Annotated in this window: 24 protein-coding genes and 1 riboswitch; of the genes, 10 read left to right on the top strand and 14 right to left on the bottom strand. The window is 67.7% G+C overall.

Translation table 11 applies throughout. The features are described from left to right. Nucleotides 1–53: 53 nt before the first annotated feature. A complete protein-coding gene (locus HLG70_RS22865) occupies nucleotides 54–917 on the top strand; it encodes a proteasome-type protease (protein WP_171666931.1) in 864 nt (287 codons plus the stop codon). Nucleotides 918–1,096: 179 nt separating this feature from the next. Beyond that, nucleotides 1,097–2,095: a tripartite tricarboxylate transporter substrate-binding protein gene (locus HLG70_RS22860; protein WP_171666932.1), complete on the top strand. Its 999-nt coding sequence runs from the start codon at nucleotides 1,097–1,099 to the stop codon at nucleotides 2,093–2,095. Between the two features lie 112 nt (nucleotides 2,096–2,207). On the opposite strand, the gene metF is transcribed toward HLG70_RS22860, so the two are convergent. The 9 genes from metF to HLG70_RS22815 form a co-directional block, all read right to left on the bottom strand. Continuing rightward, complete coding sequence (metF, locus tag HLG70_RS22855; RefSeq protein ID WP_171666933.1) at nucleotides 2,208–3,050, bottom strand: methylenetetrahydrofolate reductase [NAD(P)H]; 843 nt, start codon at nucleotides 3,048–3,050, stop codon at nucleotides 2,208–2,210. Nucleotides 3,051–3,184: 134 nt separating this feature from the next. Further along, entirely contained in the window at nucleotides 3,185–3,520 is a 336-nt protein-coding gene (locus tag HLG70_RS22850) for a phage holin family protein (protein WP_171667072.1), read from the bottom strand. 125 nt (nucleotides 3,521–3,645) lie between these two features. After that, nucleotides 3,646–5,064: an adenosylhomocysteinase gene (gene ahcY / locus HLG70_RS22845; protein WP_171666934.1), complete on the bottom strand. Its 1,419-nt coding sequence runs from the start codon at nucleotides 5,062–5,064 to the stop codon at nucleotides 3,646–3,648. Between the two features lie 100 nt (nucleotides 5,065–5,164). After that, nucleotides 5,165–5,288: riboswitch (S-adenosyl-L-homocysteine riboswitch) on the bottom strand. Between the two features lie 64 nt (nucleotides 5,289–5,352). Next, nucleotides 5,353–6,399, bottom strand: a complete 1,047-nt coding sequence (locus tag HLG70_RS22840) for a glycosyltransferase family 4 protein (protein ID WP_171666935.1) — start codon at nucleotides 6,397–6,399, stop codon at nucleotides 5,353–5,355. Between the two features lie 69 nt (nucleotides 6,400–6,468). Further along, the gene (locus HLG70_RS22835) at nucleotides 6,469–6,705 is read right to left on the bottom strand and encodes a DUF1289 domain-containing protein (protein WP_171666936.1); all 237 of its coding nucleotides are present in this window, start codon (nucleotides 6,703–6,705) and stop codon (nucleotides 6,469–6,471) included. Between the two features lie 104 nt (nucleotides 6,706–6,809). Next, nucleotides 6,810–7,697: an alpha/beta fold hydrolase gene (locus HLG70_RS22830; protein WP_171666937.1), complete on the bottom strand. Its 888-nt coding sequence runs from the start codon at nucleotides 7,695–7,697 to the stop codon at nucleotides 6,810–6,812. Nucleotides 7,698–7,728: 31 nt separating this feature from the next. Then, the gene (gene leuD, locus HLG70_RS22825; RefSeq protein WP_171666938.1) at nucleotides 7,729–8,379 is read right to left on the bottom strand and encodes a 3-isopropylmalate dehydratase small subunit; all 651 of its coding nucleotides are present in this window, start codon (nucleotides 8,377–8,379) and stop codon (nucleotides 7,729–7,731) included. Then, entirely contained in the window at nucleotides 8,376–9,797 is a 1,422-nt protein-coding gene (leuC, locus tag HLG70_RS22820) for a 3-isopropylmalate dehydratase large subunit (RefSeq protein WP_171666939.1), read from the bottom strand. Before leuC ends, leuD begins: the two co-directional genes overlap by 4 nt. 82 nt (nucleotides 9,798–9,879) lie before the next feature. Further along, nucleotides 9,880–10,857, bottom strand: coding sequence for a tripartite tricarboxylate transporter substrate binding protein (locus tag HLG70_RS22815; protein ID WP_171666940.1), 978 nt, complete (start codon nucleotides 10,855–10,857; stop codon nucleotides 9,880–9,882). A 127-nt stretch (nucleotides 10,858–10,984) separates the two neighbouring features. Here HLG70_RS22815 and HLG70_RS22810 point away from each other — a divergent pair, with 127 nt between their 5' ends. Next, nucleotides 10,985–11,908 (top strand): LysR family transcriptional regulator, encoded by a 924-nt coding sequence (locus HLG70_RS22810; RefSeq protein ID WP_171666941.1) that lies wholly within the window; start codon nucleotides 10,985–10,987, stop codon nucleotides 11,906–11,908. 4 nt (nucleotides 11,909–11,912) lie between these two features. Here HLG70_RS22810 and HLG70_RS22805 read toward each other — a convergent pair whose 3' ends face one another. Genes HLG70_RS22805 through HLG70_RS22795 form a run of 3 tightly spaced genes read right to left on the bottom strand, consistent with a single transcriptional unit; the run spans nucleotide 11,913 to nucleotide 14,320 of the window. Continuing rightward, complete coding sequence (locus tag HLG70_RS22805) at nucleotides 11,913–12,554, bottom strand: flavin reductase family protein (protein ID WP_171666942.1); 642 nt, start codon at nucleotides 12,552–12,554, stop codon at nucleotides 11,913–11,915. Between the two features lies 1 nt (nucleotide 12,555). Next, entirely contained in the window at nucleotides 12,556–13,326 is a 771-nt protein-coding gene (locus HLG70_RS22800; RefSeq protein ID WP_171666943.1) for a GntR family transcriptional regulator, read from the bottom strand. 37 nt (nucleotides 13,327–13,363) lie between these two features. Beyond that, nucleotides 13,364–14,320 (bottom strand): polysaccharide deacetylase family protein, encoded by a 957-nt coding sequence (locus HLG70_RS22795; protein ID WP_171666944.1) that lies wholly within the window; start codon nucleotides 14,318–14,320, stop codon nucleotides 13,364–13,366. Between the two features lie 240 nt (nucleotides 14,321–14,560). Here HLG70_RS22795 and HLG70_RS22790 point away from each other — a divergent pair, with 240 nt between their 5' ends. Genes HLG70_RS22790 through HLG70_RS22780 form a run of 3 tightly spaced genes read left to right on the top strand, consistent with a single transcriptional unit; the run spans nucleotide 14,561 to nucleotide 19,146 of the window. Continuing rightward, complete coding sequence (locus HLG70_RS22790; protein WP_171666945.1) at nucleotides 14,561–15,751, top strand: ABC transporter substrate-binding protein; 1,191 nt, start codon at nucleotides 14,561–14,563, stop codon at nucleotides 15,749–15,751. Nucleotides 15,752–15,778: 27 nt separating this feature from the next. Then, nucleotides 15,779–16,657, top strand: coding sequence for a branched-chain amino acid ABC transporter permease (locus HLG70_RS22785; protein ID WP_171666946.1), 879 nt, complete (start codon nucleotides 15,779–15,781; stop codon nucleotides 16,655–16,657). Then, nucleotides 16,657–19,146: a branched-chain amino acid ABC transporter ATP-binding protein/permease gene (locus HLG70_RS22780; protein ID WP_171666947.1), complete on the top strand. Its 2,490-nt coding sequence runs from the start codon at nucleotides 16,657–16,659 to the stop codon at nucleotides 19,144–19,146. Before HLG70_RS22785 ends, HLG70_RS22780 begins: the two co-directional genes overlap by 1 nt. Before the next feature lie 87 nt (nucleotides 19,147–19,233). Here the strand turns inward: HLG70_RS22780 and HLG70_RS22775 are convergent, their stop codons facing one another. Continuing rightward, nucleotides 19,234–20,238: an Lrp/AsnC family transcriptional regulator gene (locus HLG70_RS22775; RefSeq protein WP_171666948.1), complete on the bottom strand. Its 1,005-nt coding sequence runs from the start codon at nucleotides 20,236–20,238 to the stop codon at nucleotides 19,234–19,236. A gap of 81 nt (nucleotides 20,239–20,319) precedes the next feature. Here HLG70_RS22775 and HLG70_RS22770 point away from each other — a divergent pair, with 81 nt between their 5' ends. Both HLG70_RS22770 and HLG70_RS22765 read left to right on the top strand, forming a co-directional pair. After that, nucleotides 20,320–21,624 carry an MFS transporter gene (locus tag HLG70_RS22770; protein WP_171666949.1) on the top strand — a complete coding sequence of 435 codons (1,305 nt, stop codon included), beginning with the start codon at nucleotides 20,320–20,322 and terminating at the stop codon, nucleotides 21,622–21,624. A gap of 16 nt (nucleotides 21,625–21,640) precedes the next feature. Then, nucleotides 21,641–23,068 (top strand): amidase, encoded by a 1,428-nt coding sequence (locus HLG70_RS22765; protein WP_171666950.1) that lies wholly within the window; start codon nucleotides 21,641–21,643, stop codon nucleotides 23,066–23,068. A gap of 61 nt (nucleotides 23,069–23,129) precedes the next feature. Here HLG70_RS22765 and metK read toward each other — a convergent pair whose 3' ends face one another. Beyond that, nucleotides 23,130–24,293, bottom strand: coding sequence for a methionine adenosyltransferase (gene metK, locus HLG70_RS22760; RefSeq protein ID WP_171666951.1), 1,164 nt, complete (start codon nucleotides 24,291–24,293; stop codon nucleotides 23,130–23,132). Nucleotides 24,294–24,571: 278 nt separating this feature from the next. Between metK and HLG70_RS22755 the strand changes: the two genes are divergently transcribed. Beyond that, nucleotides 24,572–25,438 carry a lysophospholipid acyltransferase family protein gene (locus HLG70_RS22755; protein WP_171666952.1) on the top strand — a complete coding sequence of 289 codons (867 nt, stop codon included), beginning with the start codon at nucleotides 24,572–24,574 and terminating at the stop codon, nucleotides 25,436–25,438. Between the two features lie 45 nt (nucleotides 25,439–25,483). Then, the gene (locus tag HLG70_RS22750) at nucleotides 25,484–26,374 is read left to right on the top strand and encodes a lysophospholipid acyltransferase family protein (RefSeq protein WP_171666953.1); all 891 of its coding nucleotides are present in this window, start codon (nucleotides 25,484–25,486) and stop codon (nucleotides 26,372–26,374) included. Nucleotides 26,375–26,377: the final 3 nt, after the last annotated feature.

Below are 26,377 nucleotides of genomic sequence, written 5' to 3'. Positions count from 1 at the left end.
CCGGCCAGCCGCGCCGCAATACAATGCGGCGTGGTTTTCCCTAATTCTCGATCATGACCTACTGCGTAGCAGCCCGCCTCGACTCCGGCCTGGTTTTCCTGTCCGACTCCCGCACCAATGCCGGCGTCGACCAGATCAGCGTCTTCCGCAAGATGACCGTCTTCGAACGTCCGGGCGACCGCGTGATGGTCCTGATGACCTCGGGCAACCTGGCGGTCAGCCAGGCCGTGCTGAACGCCCTGGCCCGCCAGCAGGACGACGGCGGCGAAACCATCTGGAACGCCCCCGACATGTTCGAGGCCACGCGCCGGATCGGCGCGGCGGTGCGCGACGTCTATCGCAGCGAAGCCCCCGCGCTGCATGAGCAGGGCGTGGACTTCAACGTCAACATGATCTTCGGCGGACAGATCGGCGCAGAGCGCTGCCGGCTGTTCCAGATCTATTCGGCGGGCAATTTCATCGAGGCCGGCCAGGAATGCCCGTACTTCCAGATCGGCGAAGCCAAGTACGGCAAGCCCATCCTGGACCGCGTGCTGCGTCCGGACACCTCGCTGGACGAGGCCGCCAAGTGCGCCCTGATTTCCATGGACTCCACGCTGCGCTCGAACATCTCGGTGGGCCTGCCGCTGGATCTGCTGGTCTATGACACCAACGCCCTGCGCGTCACGCACTTCGCCAGCATCGACGAACACAACGAGTACTTCCGCATGATCCGCGGGACCTGGGGCGAACGCCTGCGCCAGGTTTTCGCCGAGATCCCGGACCCGCTGTGGACCAATCCCGACGCTCCCGGCACGCTGGTGCCTCCCACCCGCGTGCATCAGCCATTGCGCGTGGAGCCCGACAACGCGCCCCAGGCCAGCTACCCGGCGCCGCAGGTGCTGGCCGAGGATCCGGGCAAGGATCAGCCGAACTAGGGCCTGTTGACGCGGAATACAGCCTCGCCGAGGCTGGAGGCTCGCGTAAACCCTCCTTTCCGCCAGCCGAAACCCGGCTTGCGAAACTGCGAATTCCATTACGCGCGCGGGCACGCCACACTGGCGTCGGCCCGTCATGCATCGCCTTGCGGGTCCAAGAAAACCACAAGGAGCGAGACATGTCCCTACCGTTCGCGCGCGCGATCAAGCGTGCAGCCTGGCCCATGCTGGCCCTGTCCTGCCTGGCCTGGAGCAACGCCGGCGCGCAGGGAGCCTATCCCAACCATCCCATTTCGCTGGTGGTGCCGTTCGCCGCGGGCGGCCCGACCGACGTGGTGGCCCGCAGCCTGGGCGCGTCCATGGCCAAGACGCTGGGGCAAAGCATCATCGTCGAAAACCGCACGGGCGCGGGCGGCACGCTGGCGTCCCAGCACGTGGCGCGCGCGGCGCCCGACGGCTACACCTTCCTGATCCACCACAATGGCATGGCGACCGCGCCGGCGCTCTACCGCAAGCTGTCGTTCAACCCGCTGACGGACTTCGCCTATGTCGGCCAGGTCGCGGACGTGCCCATGACCTTGCTCGGCCGCAAGGACCTGCCTGCCGACGGCATGGCGGGCTTCATCAAGTACGCCAAGGAAAACGGCAACAAGATCAACCTGGCGAACGCGGGGCTGGGCGCCGTTTCGCAGCTTTGCGGCATGCTGCTGCAGGAGTCGCTGGGCGTGCAGTTCACGACCGTGCCCTATGCGGGCACCGCACCCGCGATGACCGCGCTGCTGGGCGGCCAGGTGGACGTGCTGTGCGACCAGACCACGCAGACCATTCCCCAGATCAAGGGGGAACGCGTGAAGCTGTACGGCGTCACCACGCTGGACCGCATCAAGGCGCTGCCCGATGCGCCGACCTTGCAGGAAGGCGGCCTGAAGGACTTCGAGGTGAAGGTCTGGCATGGCGTGTATGCGCCCAAGGGCACCCCGCCCGAGGCCGTCGCCAAGTTCAACGCGGCGCTGCGCGCCGCGCTGAAAGACCCCGTCTTCACGCAGAAGATGGCCGAGCTGGGCGCCGAGATCGTGCCCGAAGCCAAGCAGACCCCCGAGGGCCTGCAGACCTGGCTGAAGTCCGAAGTGGACAAATGGGGCGGCATCATCCGCAAGGCCGGCGTATACGCGGACTGAACACGCCAGCGTAAAGCAACCTTCCACGCCGCAGGCGCTTCGCGCGCTTGCCGCGCGGGGCAAAAAAAGGCCGGCGTATGAACGCCGGCCTTTTGCGTTGCAGGCGCAAAGCCTACCGCGACAGTTCCTTCCACACCGCCAGCGGCGCTTCGGCGTGGTTCAAGGTGTAGAAATGCAGGCCCGGCGCACCGTTGTCGAGCAGGGTCTGGCACAGTTCCGTCACCACATCCACGCCGAAGGCGCGGATGGAGGCCTTGTCGTCGCCGAACTCGGCCAGGCGCAGGCGGATCCAGCGCGGCACTTCCGCGCCGCACATCTCCGAGAACCGCAGGAGCTGCGTGTGGTTCGTGATGGGCATGATGCCCGGCACGATCGGCACGTTGACGCCCTTGGCATGGGCCCGGTCGACAAAGTCGAAGTAGGCGTCGGCGTTGAAGAAGTACTGCGTGATGGCTGCATCGGCGCCGGCTTTCACCTTGGCCACGAAATGGTCCAGGTCGGCCGACGGGCTGGACGCCTGGGGGTGCATTTCGGGGTAGGCCGCCACTTCGATGTGGAACCAGTCGCCCGTTTCCTCGCGGATGAACGACACCAGCTCGTTGGCATAGCGCAGTTCGCCTGCGTCGCCGCCCATGCCCGAAGGCAGGTCGCCGCGCAGGGCCACCACGCGCCGCACGCCTTCATTCTTGTAAATCTGAAGTATGTCCCGCAGGTCCTGGCGGGTGGCGCCCACGCACGACAGATGAGGCGCCGCGTCGCAGCCCAGGTTGCGCAGCGTGCGCACGGCATCCGCCGTGCCGGCGCGCGTGGAACCGCCCGCGCCGAACGTCACGCTGACGTACTTCGGCTGGATGGCCAGCATCTGCTTGGCCGCGCGAACCAGCCGTTCTTGGCCGGCCAGATCGCGCGGGGGAAAGAATTCCAGACTGAATGCAGGAGAAATCGAATCGGACATGTCAGTTATCTACGCTACGCGCGTCGCGCGAAACAGGGGTTGCCCATCGCAATGCCGCGGAGCCGGCTCAGCCGGTCCGCAGGCATGCCCCCTTGAGGGGGAAGCGCGCAGCGCTTCGGGGGTGGGACCACACCTTAGGGAATCAGTTTGGTAAGCAAGCCAGAGATGATGCTGTACAGGATTGCACCGCCCACGGCCCACCAGAACCCGTTGACCTGGAAGCCCTTGAGCACGGAGCCCACGAACCAGAACAACAAGGCGTTGATGACAACGAGGAAGAGACCAAGGGTGACGATCGTGATGGGCAGCGTCAGCAACACCAGAACCGGCTTGACCAGCATGTTCACCAGGCCCAGCACCAGCGCGGCGATGAGCGCCGATCCGAAACTGGCCACCGTGATGCCGGGCAGCAGGTAGGCAACGGCCAGCAGGGCCACCGCGTTCAGGATCCAGACGAGTATCAATGTCACCATGTTCGAACTCCTGTATTGACGCTCCGCGGCCCCGTGATCGCCAGGCGAAGACGGGCCAGCCCCGCGGACCGGAAAACCCGCGCCGACATGGCGCGGCGTTTTCCTATTTTGCTTTCACCCGATCAATAACGGTAGTGATTGGGCTTGTAGGGGCCTTCGACCGGCACGCTGATGTAGTCGGCCTGGTCCGGGCGCAAGGTCGTGAGCTGCACGCCCAGCTTCTTCAGGTGCAGGCGGGCGACCTTCTCGTCCAGGTGCTTGGGCAGCACGTAGACTTCGCCGGACTTGTAGGCTTCGTTGCGCGTGAACAGTTCGATCTGGGCGATCGTCTGGTTGGCGAACGAGGACGACATCACGAACGAGGGGTGGCCGGTGGCGCAGCCCAGGTTCACGAGACGGCCCTGAGCCAGCAGGATGATGCGCTTGCCGTCCGGGAAGATGACGTGGTCGACTTGCGGCTTGATCTCTTCCCACTTGCAGTCGGCCAGGCCGGCAACGTCGATTTCGTTGTCGAAGTGGCCGATGTTGCAAACGATGGCCTGGTCCTTCATGGCGTCCATGTGTGCGCGCGTGATGACCTGGTAGTTGCCGGTGGCGGTGACGAAGATGTCGCCATGGGCGGCGGCTTCTTCCATCGTCACGACCTTGAAGCCTTCCATGGCGGCCTGCAGGGCGCAGATCGGATCGATTTCGGTGACCCACACTTGCGCGCGCAGCGCGACCAGCGCCTGGGCGCAGCCCTTGCCCACGTCGCCGTAGCCGGCCACGACGGCGACCTTGCCGGCGATCATCACGTCGGTGGCGCGCTTGATGCCGTCCACCAGCGATTCGCGGCAGCCGTACAGGTTGTCGAACTTGGACTTGGTGACCGAGTCGTTGACGTTGATGGCGGCGAACGCCAGCTCGCCCTTTTGCGACATCTGGTACAGGCGGTGCACGCCGGTCGTGGTCTCTTCCGTGACGCCCTTGATCAGGGCCAGGCGGGTCGAGTACCACTTGGGATCACGCTTCAGCGTTTCCTTGATGGCGGCGAACAGGATGCGCTCTTCATCGCTGCCGGGGTTGGCCAGGACCGACAGGTCCTTCTCGGCCTTGGTGCCCAGGTGCAGCATCAACGTGGCGTCGCCGCCGTCGTCGAGGATCATGTTGGCGTTCTGGCCATTGGGCCATTCGAAGATCTTGTGGGTGTACTGCCAGTACTCTTCCAGCGTTTCGCCCTTGACGGCGAAGACCGGCGTGCCGGACGCGGCGATCGCGGCGGCGGCGTGGTCTTGCGTGGAGAAGATGTTGCACGAGGCCCAGCGCACTTCGGCGCCCAGCGCCACCAGCGTCTCGATCAGCACGCCGGTCTGGATGGTCATGTGCAGGCTGCCGGCGATACGCGCGCCCTTCAGGGGCTGCGATGCGGCGAATTCCTCGCGGATGGCCATCAGGCCGGGCATTTCGGTTTCGGCGATGGCGAGTTCGCGGCGGCCCCAGCCGGCCAGCGACATGTCGGCAACGAGGTAGTCGGAGAAGGATTTATCAGTCACAGCGTTCATGGTGTGTAGGCTCCACGTGAATAACGAACGGCGCACGATATGGCCGGACAACGCGAATACACCACGACAGTCGAGTGCTCGCCTTTCCCGCCATATGCGACAAAGGTGAGCGCCGTTGCTGCAGCGACGCGCTGGGCGCGGCACTTGAACAAGGATTCCTGAGCCTGGCGAGCCGGGTTCCGCATGAAGGGAGCCGCAGGGTCGTCGCAACGCTCCTCAGGATTGCCGGGCATTGTACAAGGTTGGCGCGCCAATTGGGGTAATTACCCTTGGATGCCACAGACTGTGTCAGGGAGTGGGCGCCCATGCGCCGGCCGCCCCCTGCGAACTCCCCTGCGTCAGGGGGACCAGCGAGGCCAGCAGGTCGGAGGCCACCGAATCCCAGCTGCGCGTCAGCGCGTGCGCGCGCACGGCGTGGCGGTCCAGCGGCAACGCCGCCCGGCAGGCGTGGGCCAGATCGTCGTCCAGGCAGCCCGTGACGCCCTGCTCCACCACCGCCAGCGGCGCCTCGCTGCGATAGGCCGCCACCGGCGTGCCGCAGGCCATGGCCTCCAGCATGACCAGGCCGAAGGTATCGGTCAGGCTGGGAAAGACGAACACATCGGCCGCCGCATAGAAGCCGGGCAGCGCATCGTCCTGCTGCATGCCCAGGAAGACGGCATCGGGAAAGCGCTTCTTCAGGCGGGCCTCGTCGGGCCCGGCGCCCACGACCACCTTGCTGCCCGGCAGGTCCAGCGACAGGAAGGCGTCCAGGTTCTTTTCGCGCGCCACCCGGCCCACGCTCAGCCAGACCGGGCGGGACAGATGCGCGAACGCCTGGCGGCCGCCGGGATGGAACTTGCGGGGATCGACCCCGCGCGACCAGACCCGCAGGTTCGCCAGTCCGCGCCGCGCCAGGACATCCCGGACCGTGGGAGTGGGCACCAGCACGCATTGCGAGGGCCGGTGGAACCAGCGCAGATAGCGCCAGGGCAAGGCGGCGGGGATGCCCATGCGCGCCTGCAGGTAATCGGGGAACATCGTGTGGAACGACGTGGTGAAGCGCCAGCCTCGCGACAGCGCCATCCGGCGGGCCGCCAGCCCCAGCGGGCCTTCGGTGGCGATGTGCAGGGCGTCGGGCACCGTGTCGCCCAGGATGCGGCGCAGCTGGCGTCCCGGCCGCAGGCACAGCCGCAGGTCCGGTTCGGACGGCGCCGGAATGGTCCGGCTGCCCTGGGGGTTCACCACGATCAGTTCGTGGCCCCATTCACCCAGGATCTGCTGCATGGTCGTCCAGGTGCGGACGACGCCATTGACTTGCGGATGCCAGGCATCCGTGACCAGAACGATGCGCATGATGGAGCCGGAAGTGGGCGATAGCGCGATTTAGCCCGCGCCATGTGACATGCCCAAGACGGCGGGCGGCTAGTTGTTGCGCCGCGGATACCCTTGCGCCTTGATGCGCACCCAGACTTCGCGCTTTTCCTCTTCCGTCATGAAGACCCAGTTGGCGACTTCCATGGCCGTGCGACCGCAGCCGCGGCAGATGTCGTCAAACAGCGTGGAGCACACCGCCACGCACGGGGAATCCGTGGCTTTGAAGACGCGTTGCGCGTCTTCGGGGTCAGGCAATTCGGAAAGATCGGCGAAGTAACGATTCATGGGGCGAAGGTTAACACCCGGGGTATGTCCCTTTTTGGATAGCCCTATCGCCCGCCGTGGCTTGGTTGACAGCCCAGGCACAGGCGCTCCGCGGCCGCGCCCGGTCAGCGCCAGCCGAAGAAATCGCCGGCCTCGGCCAGCAGCGCGTCCGGTGTTTCCTCCGCCAGATAGTGCGCGCCCGGCAACGTGCCGCCCGTCACGTCGTCGGCCACGGCGCGCCACAAGGCCAGCACGTCGAAGTTCCTGCCCACTGCTCCGCGTTCGCCCCACAGCGCGCGCACCGGCAGGCGCAGGCGCTCGCCGGCGGCGCGGCCCGCGCGGTCATGCTCCAGGTCCAGCGTGGCGGACGCGCGGTAGTCCTCGCAGATGCCGGCGGCCCAGCCGGGCAGGCGTGCCGCGCGTTCGTATTCCGCCATGGCTTCGGCCGAGAAATGCGCCAGGCCGCCAGGCCGTCCTCCCATCACCGAGCGCAGGTAGAAAACGGGGTCGTGCTCTATCATGGTTTCCGGGACGGGCGCGGGCTGAATCAGCCAGAACCAATGGAAATAGGCCTGGGCGAAGGCGCGGGTGGTGCCTTCGTACATGTCCAGCGTGGGCGCGATGTCCAGCAGCATCATGCGGCTCACGGCGTCCGGATGATCCAGCGCCAGGCGGTGGGCCACCCGGGCGCCGCGGTCATGCGCCAGCACCTCGAAGCGCGCATGGCCCAGCCCGCGCATCAGGGCTGCCATATCGGCCGCCATGGTCCGCTTCGAATGCGCGGAGTGGTCGGCGCTGGCGGCCGGCTTGTCGCTGTCCCCATATCCGCGCAGGTCCGCGGCCACGCAGCTGCGGTGCCGCGTCAGCTCCGGCCAGACCCGGTGCCAGATGGCGCTGGTCTGCGGATGCCCGTGCAGCAGCAGCAAGGGCGGACCCGAGCCCTCGATGCGGGCGGCGATCTGGATGCCGTTGGCCTGGATGCGGCGCACCGGCAGGTCGAAGAAGGCGGTCATCGGCGTAGTCTCCTTTTAGTGTCAACAGGCCCTAGGCGGCGTCCAGCCGGTCCCGTACCTGGCGCGCCACGTCTTTCATCCAGGGAAAGCGCGCCCAATGACGCGCTTCGAAGCGCTCCACCTCGGGCAGTTGCAAGAGCGATGCGCCCACCATGTCCTGTCCCTGGGCGAACATGCGGCGATGCCTTTCGGGCAGTTCAAAGCCCGCCGTCCAGCCGTCGGCGGCGCGCAGCTGGCCGGCCAGCACGTCGATGGCGACGCGGTTGCCGCGGGCGACGGACGTATTGGACACCCGCGCGAGCAAGGCGTCGACCGCCGCGGGCGGCAAGGTCACCAGCAGCAGGCCATTGTTCAGGGCGTTGAAGTAGAAGATCTCGCCGAAGCTCGACGCGATCACGGCGCGGATGCCGAACTGCTGCAGTCCCCATACCGCGTGCTCCCGGCTGGAGCCGCAGCCGAAGTTCGGCCCCGCCACCAGGATGGAGGCGCCCGCGTAGGCATCCTGGTTCAGCACGCAATCCGGTCGCGGCGCTCCCCGCTCGTCAAAGCGCAGGTCGTACAAGAGTCCCTTGTCCAGCCCGGCCTTGTCGATGATCCGCAAGAACTGCTTGGGCATGATCTGGTCGGTGTCCAGGTTGGAGTACGGCAGCGGCGCGGCCACGCCTTCGATCACTGGATTCATTTGGCATCTCCCCATTCGCGCACGTCCACGATGCGGCCCGCCAGCGCGGCGGCGGCCGCCATTGCCGGGCTCATCAGGTGCGTGCGCCCTGCCCGCCCCTGGCGTCCTTCAAAATTGCGGTTGGTGGTGGACGCGCAACGCTCGCCGGGACGGAGCACGTCGTCGTTCATGGCCAGGCACATCGAACAGCCGGGCTGGCGCCATTCGAACCCCGCATCGATCAACACCGCCGCCAACCCTTCCGCTTCGGCCTGCGCGCGCACCGCGCCCGAACCCGGCACCACCATCGCGCGCACGCCGGCCGCGACCTTCCTGCCGCGCGCCAGCTCCGCCACCACGCGCAGGTCCTCGATGCGGCCATTGGTGCAGGAACCGATGAACACGCGGTCGACCGGCAGGCCGGCGATCGGCGTGCCGGCGGCCAGGCCGATATAGTCCATGGCCTTTTCCAGCGCCAGCCGGGCCAGTGCATCGGGCTCGGCCCGCGGGTCCGGAACCGTGCCGTCGACCGGCAGCGCCTGGTCCGGGCTGGTGCCCCAGGTCACGAACGGCGCGATCCCGGCCGCGTCGAACGCATGCTCGATATCGAACCCGGCGTCCTCGTCCGTGCGCAGCGTGGCCCAGTACTCGCGGGCCTGTCGCAGCGCCTCGCCATGCAGCTGCGGCGCATGCGCGGCGACATAGGCATCGGTGACGGCGTCCGGCGCGATCAGCGCGGCGCGCGCGCCCGCCTCGACCGTCATGTTGCACAAGGTCATGCGCGCCTCGGCGGACAGCGCGTCGATCGCCCCGCCGCAGAATTCCACGGCATGCCCGCGCGCGCCTTGCGCGCCGATGCGATGCACGATGTAGATGACCAGATCCTTGGCCGACACGCCGGCCGGCAACACGCCGTCGACGCGGATCCGCATGTTGCGCGCCACCCGGTAGACCAGCGTTTGCGTGGCCAGGATGTGTTCGACCTCGGACGTCCCGATGCCGAAACCCAGTGCGCCCAGCGCCCCATAGGTGGTCGTGTGGCTGTCGCCGCACAGCACCACCATGCCCGGCAGGATCATGCCGTGCTCCGGCGCGATGACGTGTTCGATGCCCTGCAGCGGATCGGTGGTGTCGAACAGCGCGATGCGCGCGGCATCGCAATTGCGCTTCAGGTTGAGCGCCTGCCGCGACGACGCGTCGTCGGCGATCACGCGCAACGCCGCCGGCACCGGATGCGTGGGAATGATGTGGTCCACCACCGCCATCTGCTGCCCGGGACGCAGCACCGGGCGGCCGCGCGCGGCCAGGCCGCTGAAGGCCTGCGGGCTGGTGTATTCGTTCATGATGTGCAGGTCGACGTAAAGCAGGATGTGCTCGTCGTCGATCCGGGCCACCTCATGGCTGGCCACCAATTTGTCGTATAGCGTCATGCCGGGCATGTCTGATTTCCTTGATGATGAATGCGCCCGCGGCGCGCGCGGGCGGCTTGTCTTGCGGACCGCCGGGCCTGTTCGCAGGCCCCTAGTTGGCCTCGATTCCCGCGTCCTTGACGATGCCGGACCACCGCGTCATCTCGGCGGCCACCATGGCGTCGGTCTTGTCCGGCGCGGAGACCAGGGGATCGAAACCTTCCTTCTGCATGCGTTGCGTCAATTCGGGTGAACGCAGCGCTTCGCCCAGCTTGGCGTTCAGCGTGTCTATCACCGGTTGCGGCGTGCCGGCGGGCGCGCTGATGACGAACCAGGTATTGAATTCATAGCCTGGCAAACCCGACTCGGCGATGGTGGGCACGTCCGGCAGCAATGGCGACCGCGTCGTGCCGGTTACGCCCAGCGCACGGAGCTTCTTGCCGTCGACTTGCGGCTTGGCGGCGGAAAGCACCGGAAAGCTCATCTGCACCTGGCCGCTGATGGTGTCGACCATGGCGGGACCGCCGCCCTTGTACGGCACGTGCAGGATCTGCGTCTTCGACACGGACTTGAATAGTTCCGCAGCCATGTGGAAGGTGCTGCCCGTGCCGGCGGAACCGAAGCTCAGCTCATTGGCGGGGCGGGCGCGCACGTAAGCCAGCAGGTCTCCCACGGAGGCCACGGGCAGCGCATTGGTCACGGTCAGCACGTGCTGGGAAGTGCCCACGGTGCCCACCGAACGCAGGTCTTTCGCCGTATCGAACGGCATGGTCTTGAAGAGCGCCGGGTTGATGGCCAGCGACATGGTGTTGATGGCCAGCGTATAGCCGTTGGGCTCGGCGCGCGCCACGGCCGCCATGCCGATGTTGCCGGAGGCGCCGGCACGGTTCTCGACGATCACGCTCTGGCCCAGCGCCCGGCCCCAGGCGTCGGAGATCAGGCGCGCGGCGATGTCCACGCTGCCGCCGGGCGCGAACGGCACGACCAGCGTCACCGCGCGTTCGGGAAAGGCGTTGGCGGCCGCGGGATGGGCCCAACAGGATGCGGCAATGGCCGCGCACAATGCGCCGGCCGCTTTGTTGATCTTCATTTCCTGGTCTCCTCGTATGGCCGCGTCGGGCGGCTCTGTATCGGTCGGTCCAGTGTATAGGCCGGTTCAGTTCTTATAATTAATGGAAAAAATAAAGCTTTGTTAAATTTGATTTATAAATAAGCCCATGGACGCGCTTTCCGATCTCGCCTTCTTTTCACTGGTGGTCAAGCACGGCAACCTGTCGGCCACCGCGCGCGAGCTGGGGCTGACGCCGCCGGCCGTCAGCACGCGGCTGGCCAAGCTGGAACAGCGCCTGGGCGTGCGACTGCTGAACCGCACGACCCGCCGGGTCAGCGTCACGCAGGAAGGCGAGCTGTATCTGGCCGAAGGCGGCCGCATCCTGGCGGACCTGGAAGCGCTGGAGCGATCGGTTTCCAGCGCGCGCGCGCAGCCGCAGGGGCTGCTGAGGCTGAACGCGACGTTCGGATTCGGACGCGCCCATATCGTGCCGGCGGTATCGGACTTCTGCCGCCAGTACCCCGAGGTGGAAGTGCAGATGCGGCTGACCGACAGGCCGCTGAACCTGATCGAGGAAGGCTTCGACGTGGCGGTGCGGTTTGGCGACCTTCCGGACGCGCGCCTGACCGCGCGCAAGATCGCATCCAACCGGCGCCTGCTGTGCGCCTCGCCGCGCTACCTGGATACTTATGGAGAGCCGCGCACTCCCGGCGAACTGCAGCGCCACCGCTGCATCGTCGTGCGCGAGAACGACGTGGCCTACGGCACCTGGCGGCTGGAAGCGGGCGCGCGCGCGGAAACCGTGAAGGTGCGCGGCCCGGTGAGCTCCAACGACGGGCAGAGCGCGCTGGAGTGGGCGCTGGACGGCCACGGCATCGTCATGCGGTCCGAATGGGAGACCGCCGCGTACCTGCGCGCGGGCCGGCTGCGCGAGGTGCTGCCCGACTGGCGCACCCCGCCCGCCGACATCCACGCGCTGTATCCGGAACGGCTGAACCTGCCGGCCAAGACGCTGGCCTTCGTGGATTTCCTGTCGCGGCGCTTCGCCCGCCATGTACGGGCGCCAGGCGCGGACGGCACGGTCTGGTAAGGCGTCAGATTTCGTCGATGGATGTGCTGGCGGCGGCGCCCGCCGGCGCGCTGTCCGCGCCGATGGCGTAGCGGTCGCGCGTCGTGACATAGAAGCTGGCCCCGAAGCGGCCCACCGGAAAGTAGTCCTGCAGGCGCACCCGCCAGGTTTCCGTGTCGATCAGGCCGTCGCGCGCGTGCAGCCAGCGCACCTGTCCGATGAAGATCTGCCGGCTGGCGGTCTCCATGGTTTCGAACAGCGTGCATTCGAACGCGACGGGCGCCTGCACGATGCGCGGCGGCGCCACGCGATGGCTGGGCGCGGCGTCCAGGCCCGCGTGCGCCAGCTCACTGACATCCGACGGCAGCCGGTCGCCGCAGCGGTGCATCTTTTCCGCCATGGCCTCGTCGGTCAGGTGCACCACGAATTCCTGGTCGCGCGCGATGTTGACCGCCGTGTCCTTGAGTCCGCCGTCTTCCAGGCGGTTGATGCTGACCATCACGATGGGCGGGTCCTCGCCCAGCATGTTGAACATGCTGAACGGCGCGGCGTTGACCACGCCGGTCTCGGACAGGGTGGTGATCAGCGCGATCGGCCGGGGCACGATCAGGCTGGCCATCAGCTTGTAGCGCTGATACTCGGTAATAGCGTCGAAATCGATTTCCATGTCAGGCCAGTCCCAGCATCTGGGCAAGGGTTTGAGCGGGTTGCGGGCGTTCCAGGCTGATGCGCCGTTCCAGGTCCGCAAGGTGGTTGTCATTGATCCTGACGGCTTCGGCCACGTCTCCGCGTTCCATCATATCGACGATCAGCACGTGTTCGCCGTGTTCGCAGGCCGCGTTGCCGGGCGGCTCGTACAGCGCCACGATGAGCGAGCAGCGCGACACCAGTTCCGCCAGATAGCCATGAAGAATGGCGTTGCCCGAGAGCTCGCCCAGCCGGACGTGGAATGCGCTGGCCTGCCGCGCCCAGGCGGGCTGGCCGGCCCGGTGCAGCAGCGCGTGCTCGTCCCGCAACTGCTTGCGCAGCGATGCGTAGTCGGCCTTGGTGGCGCGGGCCGCCGCCAGCGGCACCAGGGCCGCCTCCAGGGCGCGGCGCGCCTGGAATATCTGGCGCGTGTCTTCGGGCGTGGGCTCGGCCACCACGGCGCCGCGGTTGTGGTGCAGGTCCACCACGTGCTCGTGCGCCAGGCGCTGCAAGGCCTTGCGCGCCACCGACCGCGACACGCCGAACAGGTCGCAGATCGCCGCCTCGGGCAGTTTGGTGCCGGGAGTAAGGCGCTGGCTCATCACGCTTTCATACACCGCTTCGCAGATGCGGCGCTCCAGGTCGGCGTCGGGCATAACGGCGGCTTGCTGCAAGCCAGGCGCGGTTTCGGCCGCGGTCTTCGGCCGGGCGGTCCGGGGGCTGCGGGGTTTGGCGGGGCTACGGGTGGGCATGAGGGACTCGGTTCAACGGGAGAGAACGATAGAGGCGCTAGGCGATGACGCCGGGCGGCAGGCTGTCCACATGCCGGCAGATTTCGCCAGGCGTGGTGAACCAGATCTCGCCACGGTCGCGCGCGGCGGCCAGCGGCGCAAGGGCGCGACGCAGATGCCGCAGGCGATAGGGCTGGCCGACAATATAGGGATGCAGCGCGATGCCCATGACCAGCGGCTGGCGGACCGCCTGCGCGCGCATTTCCTCGAACTGGTCAAGAATCATATCGGCAAAATCGCGCGCGTCCATCTTGCGGCCCATGATCATGGGAATGTCGTTGAGCTCCTGCGGATACGGAATCGCCCACAGGTCGCCCGCGCGGGTGCGCATGCGCATGGGCTGGTCGTCGTGGCACCAGTTCAACGTATAGCGGTAGCCCGCCTCGGCCAGCAGGTCGGGGGTGGCGCGGCTCTCCGAGATCCAGGGTGACAGCCAGCCGGCGGGCCCGCTGCCGGCGTGCCGCAGGATGCGGTCGCGGCAATGCCCGAGCAGCGCCCTTTCCTCGGCCTCGGGCAGGCCGCCCTGCCGGTGCGCATTGCTGTAGCCGTGCCCGATCAGTTCGTCGCCGCGCGCCAGGCAGGCATCCACCAGCTCCGGGCAGTGCTCGTACAGCGCGGTGTTGATCAGCACGCCGGCCGGCAGGCGCAACTCGTCGAACAATTCCAGGCAGCGCCACGCGCCCACCCGGTTGCCGTATTCGCGCCAGGCGTAATTGAGCACGTCAGGGTGCGGCGACGCCGGACCCAGTTCCGCGCCCAATCCTTCCCCGAATGCGAAGTGCTCGATATTGAAGCCCAGGTACACCGCCAGGCGGGCGCCATTGGGCCAGGTGTAGTCCGCCCGCCCGGCTATCGGCTGGTACGGAAAGCGGCCATGGCAGGCCAGGGGAGGCGGAGTCCAGGCGGACCCGTCGTCGCGCCCCGGTTTAGTGCTTTGAAGCGAGGATGGATTCATTTTGGTGCAAATCCCGATGCATGATTGTGAACAAAACGGCCGATGCTTTGACTACAAAATTTATTTCCGATGTGAACAAGCCGTAGCGAAACTGCGCCGTATCCCCGCCCGCCCTGCCGTGGCGGGGCAGTATCGCCATCAGGCGGGCGGGTCCGATCAGGTGGCATGGATCTTGCATGGGTAGCCGGAGCAGCACTTAACCCCATGCAAGATTCATTCCACTTTTTCCAGGAGTGCCTGATGACCCCGACCCGTCGTTCCTTCATGCTCCGCGCAACCGCCGCCGCCCTCTTCGCCGCGGGCCTCGCCGCCCAACCGGCGCTGGCCGCGGACCCCATCAAGATCGGCCTGATCACTGCGCTGTCCGGAGAATCCGCGCGCGCCGGCGAGGCGCTGACGCGCGGCATGACCGTGGCCATCGATGAGATCAATGCCCGCGGCGGCCTGCTGGGCGGCCGCCAGGTCGTGCTGGTGCGGCGCGACGACGAGGGCAATCCCGCCAAGGGGATGGCCGCGGCGCGCGAGCTGATCTACAAGGAAAAGGTGGCGGTGCTGTTCGGCGGCCTGGACACGCCGGTCTCGATGGCCATCGTGCCGATCGTGAACCAGGAAAAAGTGCCCTTCATGGGTCCGTGGGCGGCCGGCACGGCCATCACGCAGAACAATGGCAATCCCAACTTCGTGTTCCGCGTTTCCGCCATGGACGAAATCGTCGACAGCGCGATGGTGCAGTACGCGCAAAAGACCTTCCAGAGCGCCAAGCCCGGCATGATCCTGGTGAACAACCCCTGGGGCGAATCCAATGAAAAAGGCCTGAACGCCGCGCTGGCGGCCGCCAAGGTCGCGCCCGCCGGGGTCGAGAAATTCCAACCCAATGACCTGGACATCGTGCCCCAGCTGAGCCGCCTGAAGGCCGCGGGCGCCGACACGCTGTTCCTGGTCGGCAACGTGGGCCCGTCGGCCCAGGTCGTGAAATCGCTGGACCGCATGGGCTGGAAGGTGCCTATCGTGTCGCACTGGGGTCCCGCCGGCGGCCGCTTCACGGAGCTGGCCGGCCCCAACGCCAAGAACGTGCACTTCGTGCAAACCTACAGCTTCTTCGGCAAGCAGGGACCGGTGGGCGACAAGGTCATGCAGGCGCTCAAGACCAAGTACTCCGACATCAAGGGCCCGCAGGACATCACGCCCGCCGTGGGCGTGGCCAATGCCTACGACGGCATGCAGCTGGCCGCGCTGGCCATCGCGCAGGCGGGCTCCACCGACGGTGACGCGGTGCGCCAGGGCTTCTACAAGATCGGCAAGTACGAGGGCCTGATCAAGACCTACGAACAGCCTTTCACGCCGGCCTCGCACGACGCGCTGCGCGAGGACGACTACGTGTGGACGCAGTTCATCGACAACCGCATCCTGCCCGTCAAGGGCGGGCAGTAAACCGGCCGGATCACGCGGGAGACGCGCATGTTGTTGATGTCCGCCATCGTCAGCGGCCTGGGTCTGGGAAGCATGTACGGGCTGATGGCCCTGGGCTTTTACCTGACCTACGCCGTATCGGGCACGGTGAATTTCGCCCAGGGCAGTTCCATGATGCTGGGCGCCGTGCTGACCTACACGTTCGCCCAAACGCTGGGCTGGCCGCTGGTGGCCGCCCTGCCGCTGGCGCTGGCGCTATGCGCGCTCTACGGCCTGGCGGTCGAGCGGCTGGCGGTACGGCCCTTCGCCAGCCGCGGCTCCAATGCCTGGCTCATGTCCACGGTGGCGCTGGGGATCGTGCTGGACAACGTGGTGATGTTCACCTTTGGCAAGGAGCCGCGCAGCCTGCCTTCGCCGCTGGCGCAAGCGCCGCTGGAGATCGGCGGGCTGGCCCTGGGCATCTACCCGCTGCAATTGCTGATCCCGCTGGTCGGCCTGGCGCTGGCCGCCGCGCTGCATGCGCTGTCGCGCCGCACCCGCTGGGGCGTGGCGCTGCTGGCGGTGGTGCAGAACCCGGGCGCGGCGCGGCTGATGGGCATCCCCGTGCGCCGCGCCATCATGGCCGCCTTCGCCGTATCGACGCTGTTTGCCGGCGTGGCCGGCGCGCTGGTCGCGCCGCTGTTCAACGTGCAGGCCGACATGGGCACCCTCTTCGGTCTCAAGGCCTACGTGGTCGCCATCCTGGGCGGCATCACCAGCGCCTGGGGCGTGATGATCGCGGGCCTGCTGTTCGGCGTGGTCGAAGCGCTGATCACCGTGGCCCTGGGCTCCGGCTACACCCAGATCATCAGCTTCACGCTGGTGATCGTCATGTTGGCCGTGCTCCCCAATGGCCTGTTCGGGCGCGCCGATGTGAGGAAGGTCTGATGAACAAGCGAATTGCAACGCGCTGGCTGCCCCTGGCGCTCTACGCCCTGCTGGCCGCCGCCGCTTTGGCGCTGGCCGCCACGGTCAACGGCTATTACGTGTTCGTGCTGGGCAACGTAGCGCTGCTGGCGCTGGCCGGCATCGGACTGAACGTGCTGCTGGGCCTGACCGGCCAGATGTCGTTCGGCCACGCAGGCTTTTATGCCATCGGCGCCTACACGGTGGCGATCCTCACCGGCCAGGCCGGCTGGAGCTTCTGGCTGGCCTGGCCGGCCGCCGCGCTGGTTTGCGCCGCCTTCGGCCTGCTGCTGGCCGTGCCGGCCTTGCGGGTGAAGGGTCCGTACCTGGCGATGATCACCATCGCCTTCGGCTTCATCGTCGAGCACGCGCTGATCGAAGGCGGATCGGTCACGGGCGGACAGAACGGCCTGATGGGCATCGCGCAGCCCTCGCTCGGCGGCATCGGTGGCGATCGCGGCGTGGCCATGCTGGCCATCGTAGCCGTGTTCGCCGCGCTGGCAGGCTACGCCCTGCTGTCGCGCGGCACCTGGGGCGCCGCCATGCGCGCGGTCAAGGACAGCGAGACGGCCAGCGAATCCATCGGCATCAACCCGCTGACGGTCAAGGCCGCGGCATTCATGGTGTCGGCCGCCGTGGTCGGCCTGGCGGGCGGGCTCTACGCCCCGCAGGCCGGCATGATCACCCCCCACAACTTCAACTTCATGCAGTCCATCCTGTTCGTGCTGGCCGTGACGATCGGCGGCGCCGGTTCGCTCATGGGTCCCTTGCTTGGCGCGGTGGTGGTGGGCCTGCTGCCGGAGATGCTGTCCAGCCTGGAGGAGTACCGGCTGCTGTTCTTCGGCGCCTTCCTGCTGGTGGTGCTGTGGGCCGCGCCCGAGGGCGCTGCGGGACTGCTGGCGCGCTGGCGGCGCGGCGCGGACAGCCACGTGCTTGCCCCCCGCCGCGGCGCCATGCCCGCCAGCGGCCGGCCGCGCCGGATATTGCGGGCGGATGCGCTGACCATGACGTTCGGCGGCGTGCGCGCGGTGCAGGCGGTGTCTTTCACCGTGCCGCCCGCCGCCGTGACCGCCCTGATCGGACCCAACGGCGCGGGCAAGTCCACCGTCATCAATATGCTTAGCGGCTACTACCAGCCGACCAGCGGCGCCGTGGCGCTGGGCGACCGGGCGCTGGCCGCGCTGCCGGCCCATCGGGTGGCGCGCAGCGGCATCGCCCGCACCTATCAGACCTCGCAGCTGTTCGACACCCTGAGCGTCGAAGACAACGTCGCGCTGGGCATGCTGCGCGGCCGCCTGGGCGGCCTGCTGGCCTCGCGCCGCTACCTCGCCGCCGACGTGCGCGAACGTGCACGGGCCCTGCTGGCATTCTGCGGCTACGAAGGCGCGCTCGACGTGCCCGCGGCCGACCTGCCCCATGTGGACCGGCGGCTGGTGGAGATAGCGCGCGCGCTCGCCACCGACGCCGACATCCTGTTGATGGACGAACCCGCGGCCGGCCTCTCGCGCGAAGACAAGACGCGTCTGGCGGGGCTGCTGCGGCGCATCGCCGAGGCCGGCGCGGGCGTCCTGCTGGTGGAGCACGACATGACGCTGGTGATGGGCGTGTCCGACCACATCGTCGCGATCGACGCCGGCCGTGAACTGGCGCAGGGCAGTGTGGCCGAGATCCAGCAATCCCCGGCCGTGCGCCAGGCCTATCTGGGCGATGAGGCGGCCCGCCGCGCCCCCGCCGCCCGGACCCGGCCAGCGGGCGGGGCCTTGCCGCCCGAAGTGCTGGGCGTGGGCAATCTCACCACCGGCTATGGCGCCAACCCGGTGCTGCACGGCATCGACCTGCAGGTCAGACAGGGCGAAATGGTGGCGCTCTTGGGCGCCAACGGCGCGGGCAAGTCGACGCTGATGCGCACGCTGGCCGGGCTGCACCGGCCCGCCCAGGGCGGCATGCATCTGCAGGGGCAGGAACTGCACGGCCTGGCCGCCGACCGCATCGTGGCGCGCGGCCTGGTGCTGGTGCCCGAAGGCCGCCAGGTATTTCCGGGCTTGAGCGTGCTGGACAACATCCGCCTGGGCGCATTCCTGCATCCGCAGGACCGCGACGAACGGGTGGAGGAAATGCTCACGCGTTTCCCGCGGCTGCGTGAACGCCTGCACCAGCGCGCCGGCCTGTTGTCCGGCGGCGAGCAGCAGATGCTGGCGATTGCGCGCGGGCTGATGTCCAAGCCCGTCATCCTGCTGCTGGATGAGCCGTCGCTGGGCCTGGCTCCGAAGATCATCGACGAGTTGTTCGAGGCCCTGGACCGGCTGCGCGCGGAATCCATGACCATCCTGCTGGTGGACCAGATGGCGGCGCTGGCGCTGTCCCTGGCCGACCGCGCCTATGTGCTGGAATCGGGCCGCGTCGCCGCGCACGGCACCGCGGCCGAAATCGCGCAGGATGGGGCCCTGGCCCGTGCGTACCTGGGCGCATAGGTGGACGCATAAGCGGGCGCATAAGCGGGCGCATAGATACGCGCACAGGTGGGCGCACAGGTGGGCGCCCACCTGTGCGCCCAGCCTCTAGACGGCCTCCGGGCCCAGCCGCGCGCCCGCGCGCACAATGCCGCAACGCTTGTGCGCGCGCATCACCACGCCGACCTCGCTGTTGAGCACGCCGTCCAGCTCACCCAGACGGCGCGTCACCACGTCCCATAAATGCAGGCTGTCGCGGCACAGCACGTGCCAGAACAGCTGCGAGGCGCCGCTGGTGCCGAACAGGCAGCGCGTATTCGGATCCAGCGCCAGATGCGCGGCCAGCGCATCCACCGTCTGCGGGCGCACCTGCACCGAGATCACGGCTTCGACCGGGAAGCCGACCAGCGCCGGCTCGACTTCCACGCGAAAGCTCAGCGCGCGGCGTTCCACCAGGTTCTGCAGCAGGCGATGCGCCGTGGGTTCGCTTACGCTGGCCTGCTCGGCCAGTTCGGCCAGGCTGGCGCGCCCGTCGCGCATCAGGTGCGTCACCATGCGCTGCTCGGGTTCGGTCAGGGCCGCCGGCGGCTGCAGCAGCGGCGCCTCGGCCGCGGCGTCCGGCTGCGCCTGGATGCGCCACTGGCCGGCGCGCCGGAACGGCCGCAGCACCAGCCGCGCCTCGACATGTTCCACTCCATCTATCGACGGCAGCACATGCGTCACCACGTCCGGCATGTCGGCGGCGTCCGCCAGCGTCAGCTCGGCCATCAGGTCGGCCGAACCGGCAAGCGTCACCACAAGCTGACTGATGTCCAGCCGCGCCAATTGCTCGGCCACGTCCGGCACCCGGCCCGACCTGCAGCGCACCCAGGCGTGCAGCACCACACCCCGGCCGGTGACCAGCGGGTCCGGCTCGGCGATGACGCGCAGCGCGTCGGTCTCCATCAGGCGCTTGATGCGCCGGGCGACGGTTCGTTCGGCGATGCCGGTCGCCGCACCCAGCTCGCGCCAGGAAGCGCGCGGCTGCGCCTGCAACGCGATCAGGCAGGCCAGATCGGTGTCATCCAGTGCCCCGTTTAGGGGGTTACCCTTACTTGACGTGACCATATCCATTAATCTAACGTTCGCGCATTGAGGAAAACATAAAATTAAACGGTCTTTTTGACCAAAAATAAATTCTTATTTGAGGACGTCATGAGCAGCACATCCGCAACCTTGCGCCAGGCGCAAGGGGCAAGCGTCGCGCCAGTTTCCCGCGCCCGCACGATTCTGGCCGGTAGTGTAGGCAATGCGGTCGAATGGTTCGATTGGACCATCTATGCCTCCTTCGCCATCTTCTTTTCCAGCCAGTTCTTCCCGGACGGCAACGAAACCACCGCCTTGCTGGCGACCTTCGGCATTTTCGCCGTGGGCTTCTTCATGCGCCCGGTGGGCGGATGGGTGCTCGGCATCTTCTCCGACCGCTACGGCCGCAAAGCCGCGCTGGGCCTGACGATCCTGATGATGGCGGGCGGTTCCCTCATCATCGCCATCACCCCCACCTACGCCACCATCGGCCTGGCCGCCCCGCTGCTGCTGACCGCGGCCCGCCTGCTGCAAGGCCTGTCCCTGGGCGGAGAGTATGCCTCGGCCACGACCTTCCTGGCGGAAATGGCCCCGCCCAACAAGCGCGGCTTCTATTCCAGCTTCGTCTTCTTCAGCGCCGCCGTCGGCATCCTGGCCGCGTCCGCCGTGGGCTGGATCCTGACGTCGACCCTGACCAAGGCCGACATGGCCTCCTGGGGCTGGCGCATTCCGTTCCTGATCGGCGCGTTCGGCGGCCTGGCCGGCATGTGGATCCGCCGCTCGATCCCGGAAACCGAAGCGTTTTCGCACGCCAAGAAGGCCGGCGTCGAAAAGCAGCCGCTGCGCACCCTGCTGCGCGACCACCCGCGCGAAGTGCTGCGCATCGTGGGCTTCTCGATCCTCACCACCTTTGCGTTCTATATCTTCGTGGCGTACGTGCCCACCTATGCCATCCGCCAGGTGAAGGCCGACCCGCAGGTGGCATTTGCCGCCAACACCGTGGCGCTGATTGTGTTCATGCTGGTGCAGCCGCTGTTCGGCATGCTGTCCGACCGCATCGGCCGCAAGCCGCAGCTGATTGTCTTCGCCGCCGGCTACCTGGTCTTCTTCTACCCGCTGATGACCACGCTGGGCCCGTCCTTCGGCTCGATCCTGGCAGTGGAGCTTTTCGGGCTGGTGCTGTATGCCATGTACACCTCGATCGCACCCGCCATCATGTCCGAGCAGTTCCCCACCAGCGTGCGCGCCGTCGGCATCGGCACCCCGTACAACCTGGTCGTGGCGCTGCTGGGCGGCACCACGCCCTATCTGCTGACCTGGCTGCAAAGCAGGGGCATGGAACGCTGGTTCTTCTATTACGTGCTGGCGGGCGCCGTGATCACCCTGATCACCTTCATCCGCATGCCCGAGACCCGTGGCCAGGTCCTGAAGTAAACGACAACGCTGCCCCATGCCGACCCAAGACATCGCCCTGCATTTCCAAGACGCCCGCGAACTGGCGCGCGCCATCCGACTACGTGAACTGAGCTCGCGCCAGGTCACCCTGCACTTCCTGGACCGCATCGAGCGCGCCCCCGCGCTGGCCGCCTACAGCGAGGTCACTGCGGAACGCGCGCTGGCGCAGGCCGAGGCCGCGGACCGCTTGCGGGATGCGGGCATCTTCATGGGTCCCTTGCATGGCGTGCCGGTGGCGGTGAAAGACAGCATCCACTGGGAAGGCACCACGGCCAGCGGCGGATCGCAGAGCCGCCACGGCGCCGTCAGCACCCGCACCGCCGCCGCCGTGCGCGGACTGGCGGCGCAAGGCATGGTCATCCTGGGCAAGACGCGCATGACCGAATTCGCGTTCGGCCTGTCCGGCCAGAACCCGACTCAGGGCACGGCGCGCAACCCCTGGGATGCCAGGACGGCGCGTGCGCCGGGCGGATCTTCCAGCGGCTCGGGCGTGGCCGTCGCGGCGGGACTGGCGCCGCTGGCGCTGGGCGGCGACACCGGCGGGTCCGTGCGCGCGCCGGCGGCGCTGAACGGCGTGGTCGGCTACAAGCCGTCGACCGGCCTCATCAGCCGCGCCGGCTGCCTGCCGCTGTCGGACACGCTGGACGTGCTGGGCCCCATCTCGCGCAACGTCGCGGACGCCCGCCTGCTGTCGCAATTGCTGGCGGGCCCGGACGTCGACGACACCGCCACGCTGGCGCTGCCCGCCGCCTGCTTCACCGCGCTGCGCCAACCGGCGGCGCGCAGGCCGGGAGCCGTGGCCGTGCTGGCCCCGCAAGCCTGGCCCGCCCCGCTGACCGACGCCAGCCTGCAGCTCTGGCATCAGGCGCAGGAACGCCTGGAGCAGGCCGGCTTCACGCCCACCGTCTGGCATCCGCCCGTATCGCTGTCGTTTGCCCGCATGGCCGACGACAACTCGGTGGTGCTGGCCTATGAAGCCTATCGCTACTACGGCGCCCTGGCCGAAGACCCCGCGCAGCCGCTCTGGGAGGTTGTGCGCGCGCGCATCGCGGCGGGCGGTCGGATCAGGCAGGCCGACTACGAGGCCGCGCTGCTGCGCCGCCACGCCGACATGGCGGCTTTCGCGCAGGCCATGCAAGGCGTCGACGCCTTGCTGATGCCCGCCTGCGACCAGGCCGCGCAAGCGCTGGATGCCGAGGACACACGCCACGCCGGCCTGGGCAAGCTGCTGCGCCCGGCCAACTTCCTGGGCGCGGCCGCCATCGCGCTGCCGGCCGGCTTCGACGCCGACGGCATGCCCGGCGCCGTGCAACTGCTGGCCCCGGCGGGCTGCGACGCCGCGCTGCTGGATTGCGCGGCGGCGCTGGAACCGGTGCTGTCGCCGGTCTCGCGCCTGCCCGACCTGGCGGCCTGGGGTCTCTGACTTCCCGACGCTGAAACAAAAAGCGCCCCCGCAGGGGCGCTTTTTTTTGAGTCAGGCCGCCTTAGACGGACTTCTTCAATTCCTGGATCTTGTCCGTGGCTTCCCACGAGAACTCCGGCTCCGAACGGCCGAAGTGGCCGTAGGCGGCGGTCTTCGCGTAGATCGGGCGCAGCAGATCCAGCATGTTCACGATGCCCTTCGGACGCAGGTCGAAGTGCTCGCGAACCAGCTTGGCGATCTGGTCGTCGGGGATGACGCCGGTGCCTTCGGTGTAGACGGTGATGTTGATGGGTTCGGCAACGCCGATGGCGTAGCTGACCTGCACCTGGCACTGGCGCGCCAGCCCGGCGGCCACGATGTTCTTGGCCACGTAGCGGGCGGCATAGGCGGCCGAACGGTCAACCTTGGACGGATCCTTGCCCGAGAAAGCACCGCCGCCATGGGGGCAGGCGCCACCGTAGGTGTCGACGATGATCTTGCGGCCGGTCAGGCCGCAATCGCCTTGCGGGCCGCCGATGACGAAGCGGCCGGTCGGGTTGACCAGGAACTTCGTTTGCGGCGTAATCAGGCCTTCGGGGAAGCTGGGCTTGATGATGTCTTCGATGACCGCTTCGCGGATGGTCTCTTGCGAGACCTCGGGCGCGTGCTGGGTCGACAACACCACGGTGTCGACTTCCGCCGGGCGGCCGTCGATATAGCGGAACGTCACTTGCGACTTGGCGTCGGGACGCAGCCACGGCAGGCGGCCATCCTTGCGCAGTTCGCTCTGGCGCTGCACCAGGCGGTGCGCGTACCAGATCGGAGCCGGCATCAGGTCAGGCGTTTCGTCGCACGCGTAGCCGAACATCAGGCCCTGGTCGCCCGCACCCTGGTTCAGATAGTCTTCCGAGCTGCGGTCCACGCCCTGCGCGATGTCGGGCGATTGCTTGTCGTAAGCGACCAGCACCGCGCAACCCTTGTAGTCGATGCCGTACTCGGTGTTGTCGTAGCCGATGCGGCGAATGGTGTCGCGCGCGACCTGGATGTAGTCGACGTTGGCGGTGGTGGTGATTTCGCCAGCCAGCACGACCAGTCCCGTGTTGCACAGCGTTTCAGCTGCCACGCGCGCATTGGGATCCTGGGTGAAGATGGCGTCGAGGATCGAGTCGGAAATCTGGTCGGCTACCTTGTCGGGGTGCCCTTCGGAGACGGACTCGGAAGTAAAGAGAAAATCGTTGTTGGCCACAGATGCGTCCTTGCTTGTCCGGAATTTCCGGCTCTTAGGTTCATGAGGCGCGTTGCACCCCGTTTTGCATGGCATACACCAATCTGGGCGCGACGCTTTAGCGGATTTGGCAATGGCCGCGCAAAGCGCTGCACCCTTGCCGTCGCCCCGCAAGTTGTCGGTTAACTCGGCGACTGAAGGCATTTTAAGCGAAAATGCCGTTCTTACGCTTGCACCCGGGGTGTATACATATTCCCCGAGTACCGGCAGTACCGTGCCCGTTCTCACTCTTTTGCCGAATGCTGCTTCCCCTGTTCCGACTCTTCGCCGCCCTGCCGCTCCCCGTCGCGCACGCTTTGGGGCGCCTTGCCGGGCGCGCGATCTACGCCTGGCCCGGCAAATACCGGCGGCGCCTGCAGGCCAATGCGGCGCAGGCCGGCTACCCCAGCGCCGCATTCGCCCGGCGGGCGGCGGCCGAAACCGGCGCGATGATCCTGGAGAATCCGCGGGTCTGGTTCCGCAATAAGGAAAGCCTGGCGCAGGTGGTGTCGGACGACAACGACGTGGTCGCCGCCGCCCGCGCCGAAAAGCGCGGCATCCTGTTCCTGACGCCGCACCTGGGCTGCTTCGAGATCACCGCCCGCTACCTTGCCCGCCAGATGCCCATGACGGTCATGTTCCGGCCGCCGCGCAAGGACATCCTGGCCCCCTTGCTGGAAACGGCGCGCAACAGCTCGGCCGTCAATGCCGTGCCGGCGAACATGCAAGGCGTACGGGAATTCGTGCGCGCGCTGCGCCGGGGCGAATCCGTGGGCATGCTGCCCGACCAGGCGCCCGGCGTGGGCGACGGCGTGTGGGCCCCGTTCTTCGGGCGCATGGCCTACACCATGACGCTGCCAGGCAAGCTGGCCACGCAGACCAACGTGCCCATCATCCTGACCGCCGGCGAACGGCTGCCCAATGGCCGCGGCTGGCGCATCCACTATGTGCGCGTGCCCGAGCCGCTGCCCGCCGACGCGCAAGCCCAGGCCGCGCTGCTCAACTCCGCCATGGAAACGCTGATCCGCCGGTGCCCCGAGCAATACCTCTGGAGCTACAACCGCTACAAGACGCCGCGCGGCGCTCCCCCGGCGCCCGGCGCCGATACCGCTCCGACGGCAAGCTGAATCCGCCGCCGCACCCGACGCGGCCCCGGCCCAACCCCATTGCTTATGACTGACTTCAAAACGCGCGCGCTGGTTTCCCTGTTGAAATGGTTCTCCCGCATGCGGCCCGCCACCCGGCAGCGCATCGGCGCCTGCCTGGGCTGGCTGGGCCTGCGGCTGGCCAAATCGCGCGCGCATATCGTCCGCCGCAATCTGGCGCTGTGTTTCCCCGAGCAGTCCGAGGCGGCCCGCGAACGCTTGGCGGCCGAACACTTCCGGGCGCTGGCCCAATCCATCGTTGATCGCGGCGTACTCTGGTACGGTACCGCCGAGGCAGTCAAAGAGCTGGTGACGCAGACCGGCGCGGAGCAAATCAATGCGCTGATCGCCCAGGGCCGTTCCGTCATCCTGCTAGCGCCGCACTTCATCGGGCTGGACGCGTCCGCCACCCGGCTGACGCTGGAGCTTCCCAGCTCCGCCACCATGTACACGCCGCAAAGCGACCCCCACATCGACGCGATCGTCGCCGCAGGGCGGGGCCGCTTCAACGAAGTCTTCCAGGTCAGCCGCAAGGACGGCGTGCGCGAGCTGATCCGTCACCTGCGCGCCCCCCGTCCCGTCTACTACCTGCCGGACATGGATTTCGGCCGCCAGGGCGCGGTCTTCGTGCCGTTCTTCGGCGTGCAGGCGGCCACCTTGCTGGCCACCGCGCAACTGGCCAAGAAATGGAACGCCGCCGTGCTGCCCATCCTGGGCTTCTGGAACCCGGATACCGGCCGCTACCATGTTGACATCCTGCCCCCCCTGGCGGACTTCCCGGGCGAAGACTCGCTCGAAGACGCCACCGCCAGGTTGAACCGGGAACTGGAATCCTGGGTGCGCAGCTGCCCCAGCCAGTACTACTGGGTACACCGCCGGTTCAAGACGCGCCCCCCGGGCGAGGCCAAACTCTACTGAGCC

Source organism: Achromobacter deleyi, from assembly GCF_013116765.2.
Lineage (GTDB): Bacteria > Pseudomonadota > Gammaproteobacteria > Burkholderiales > Burkholderiaceae_B > Achromobacter > Achromobacter deleyi_A.
Note: the sequence above shows the minus strand (reverse complement) of the source record. Positions and strands in the feature narration are given on the sequence as shown.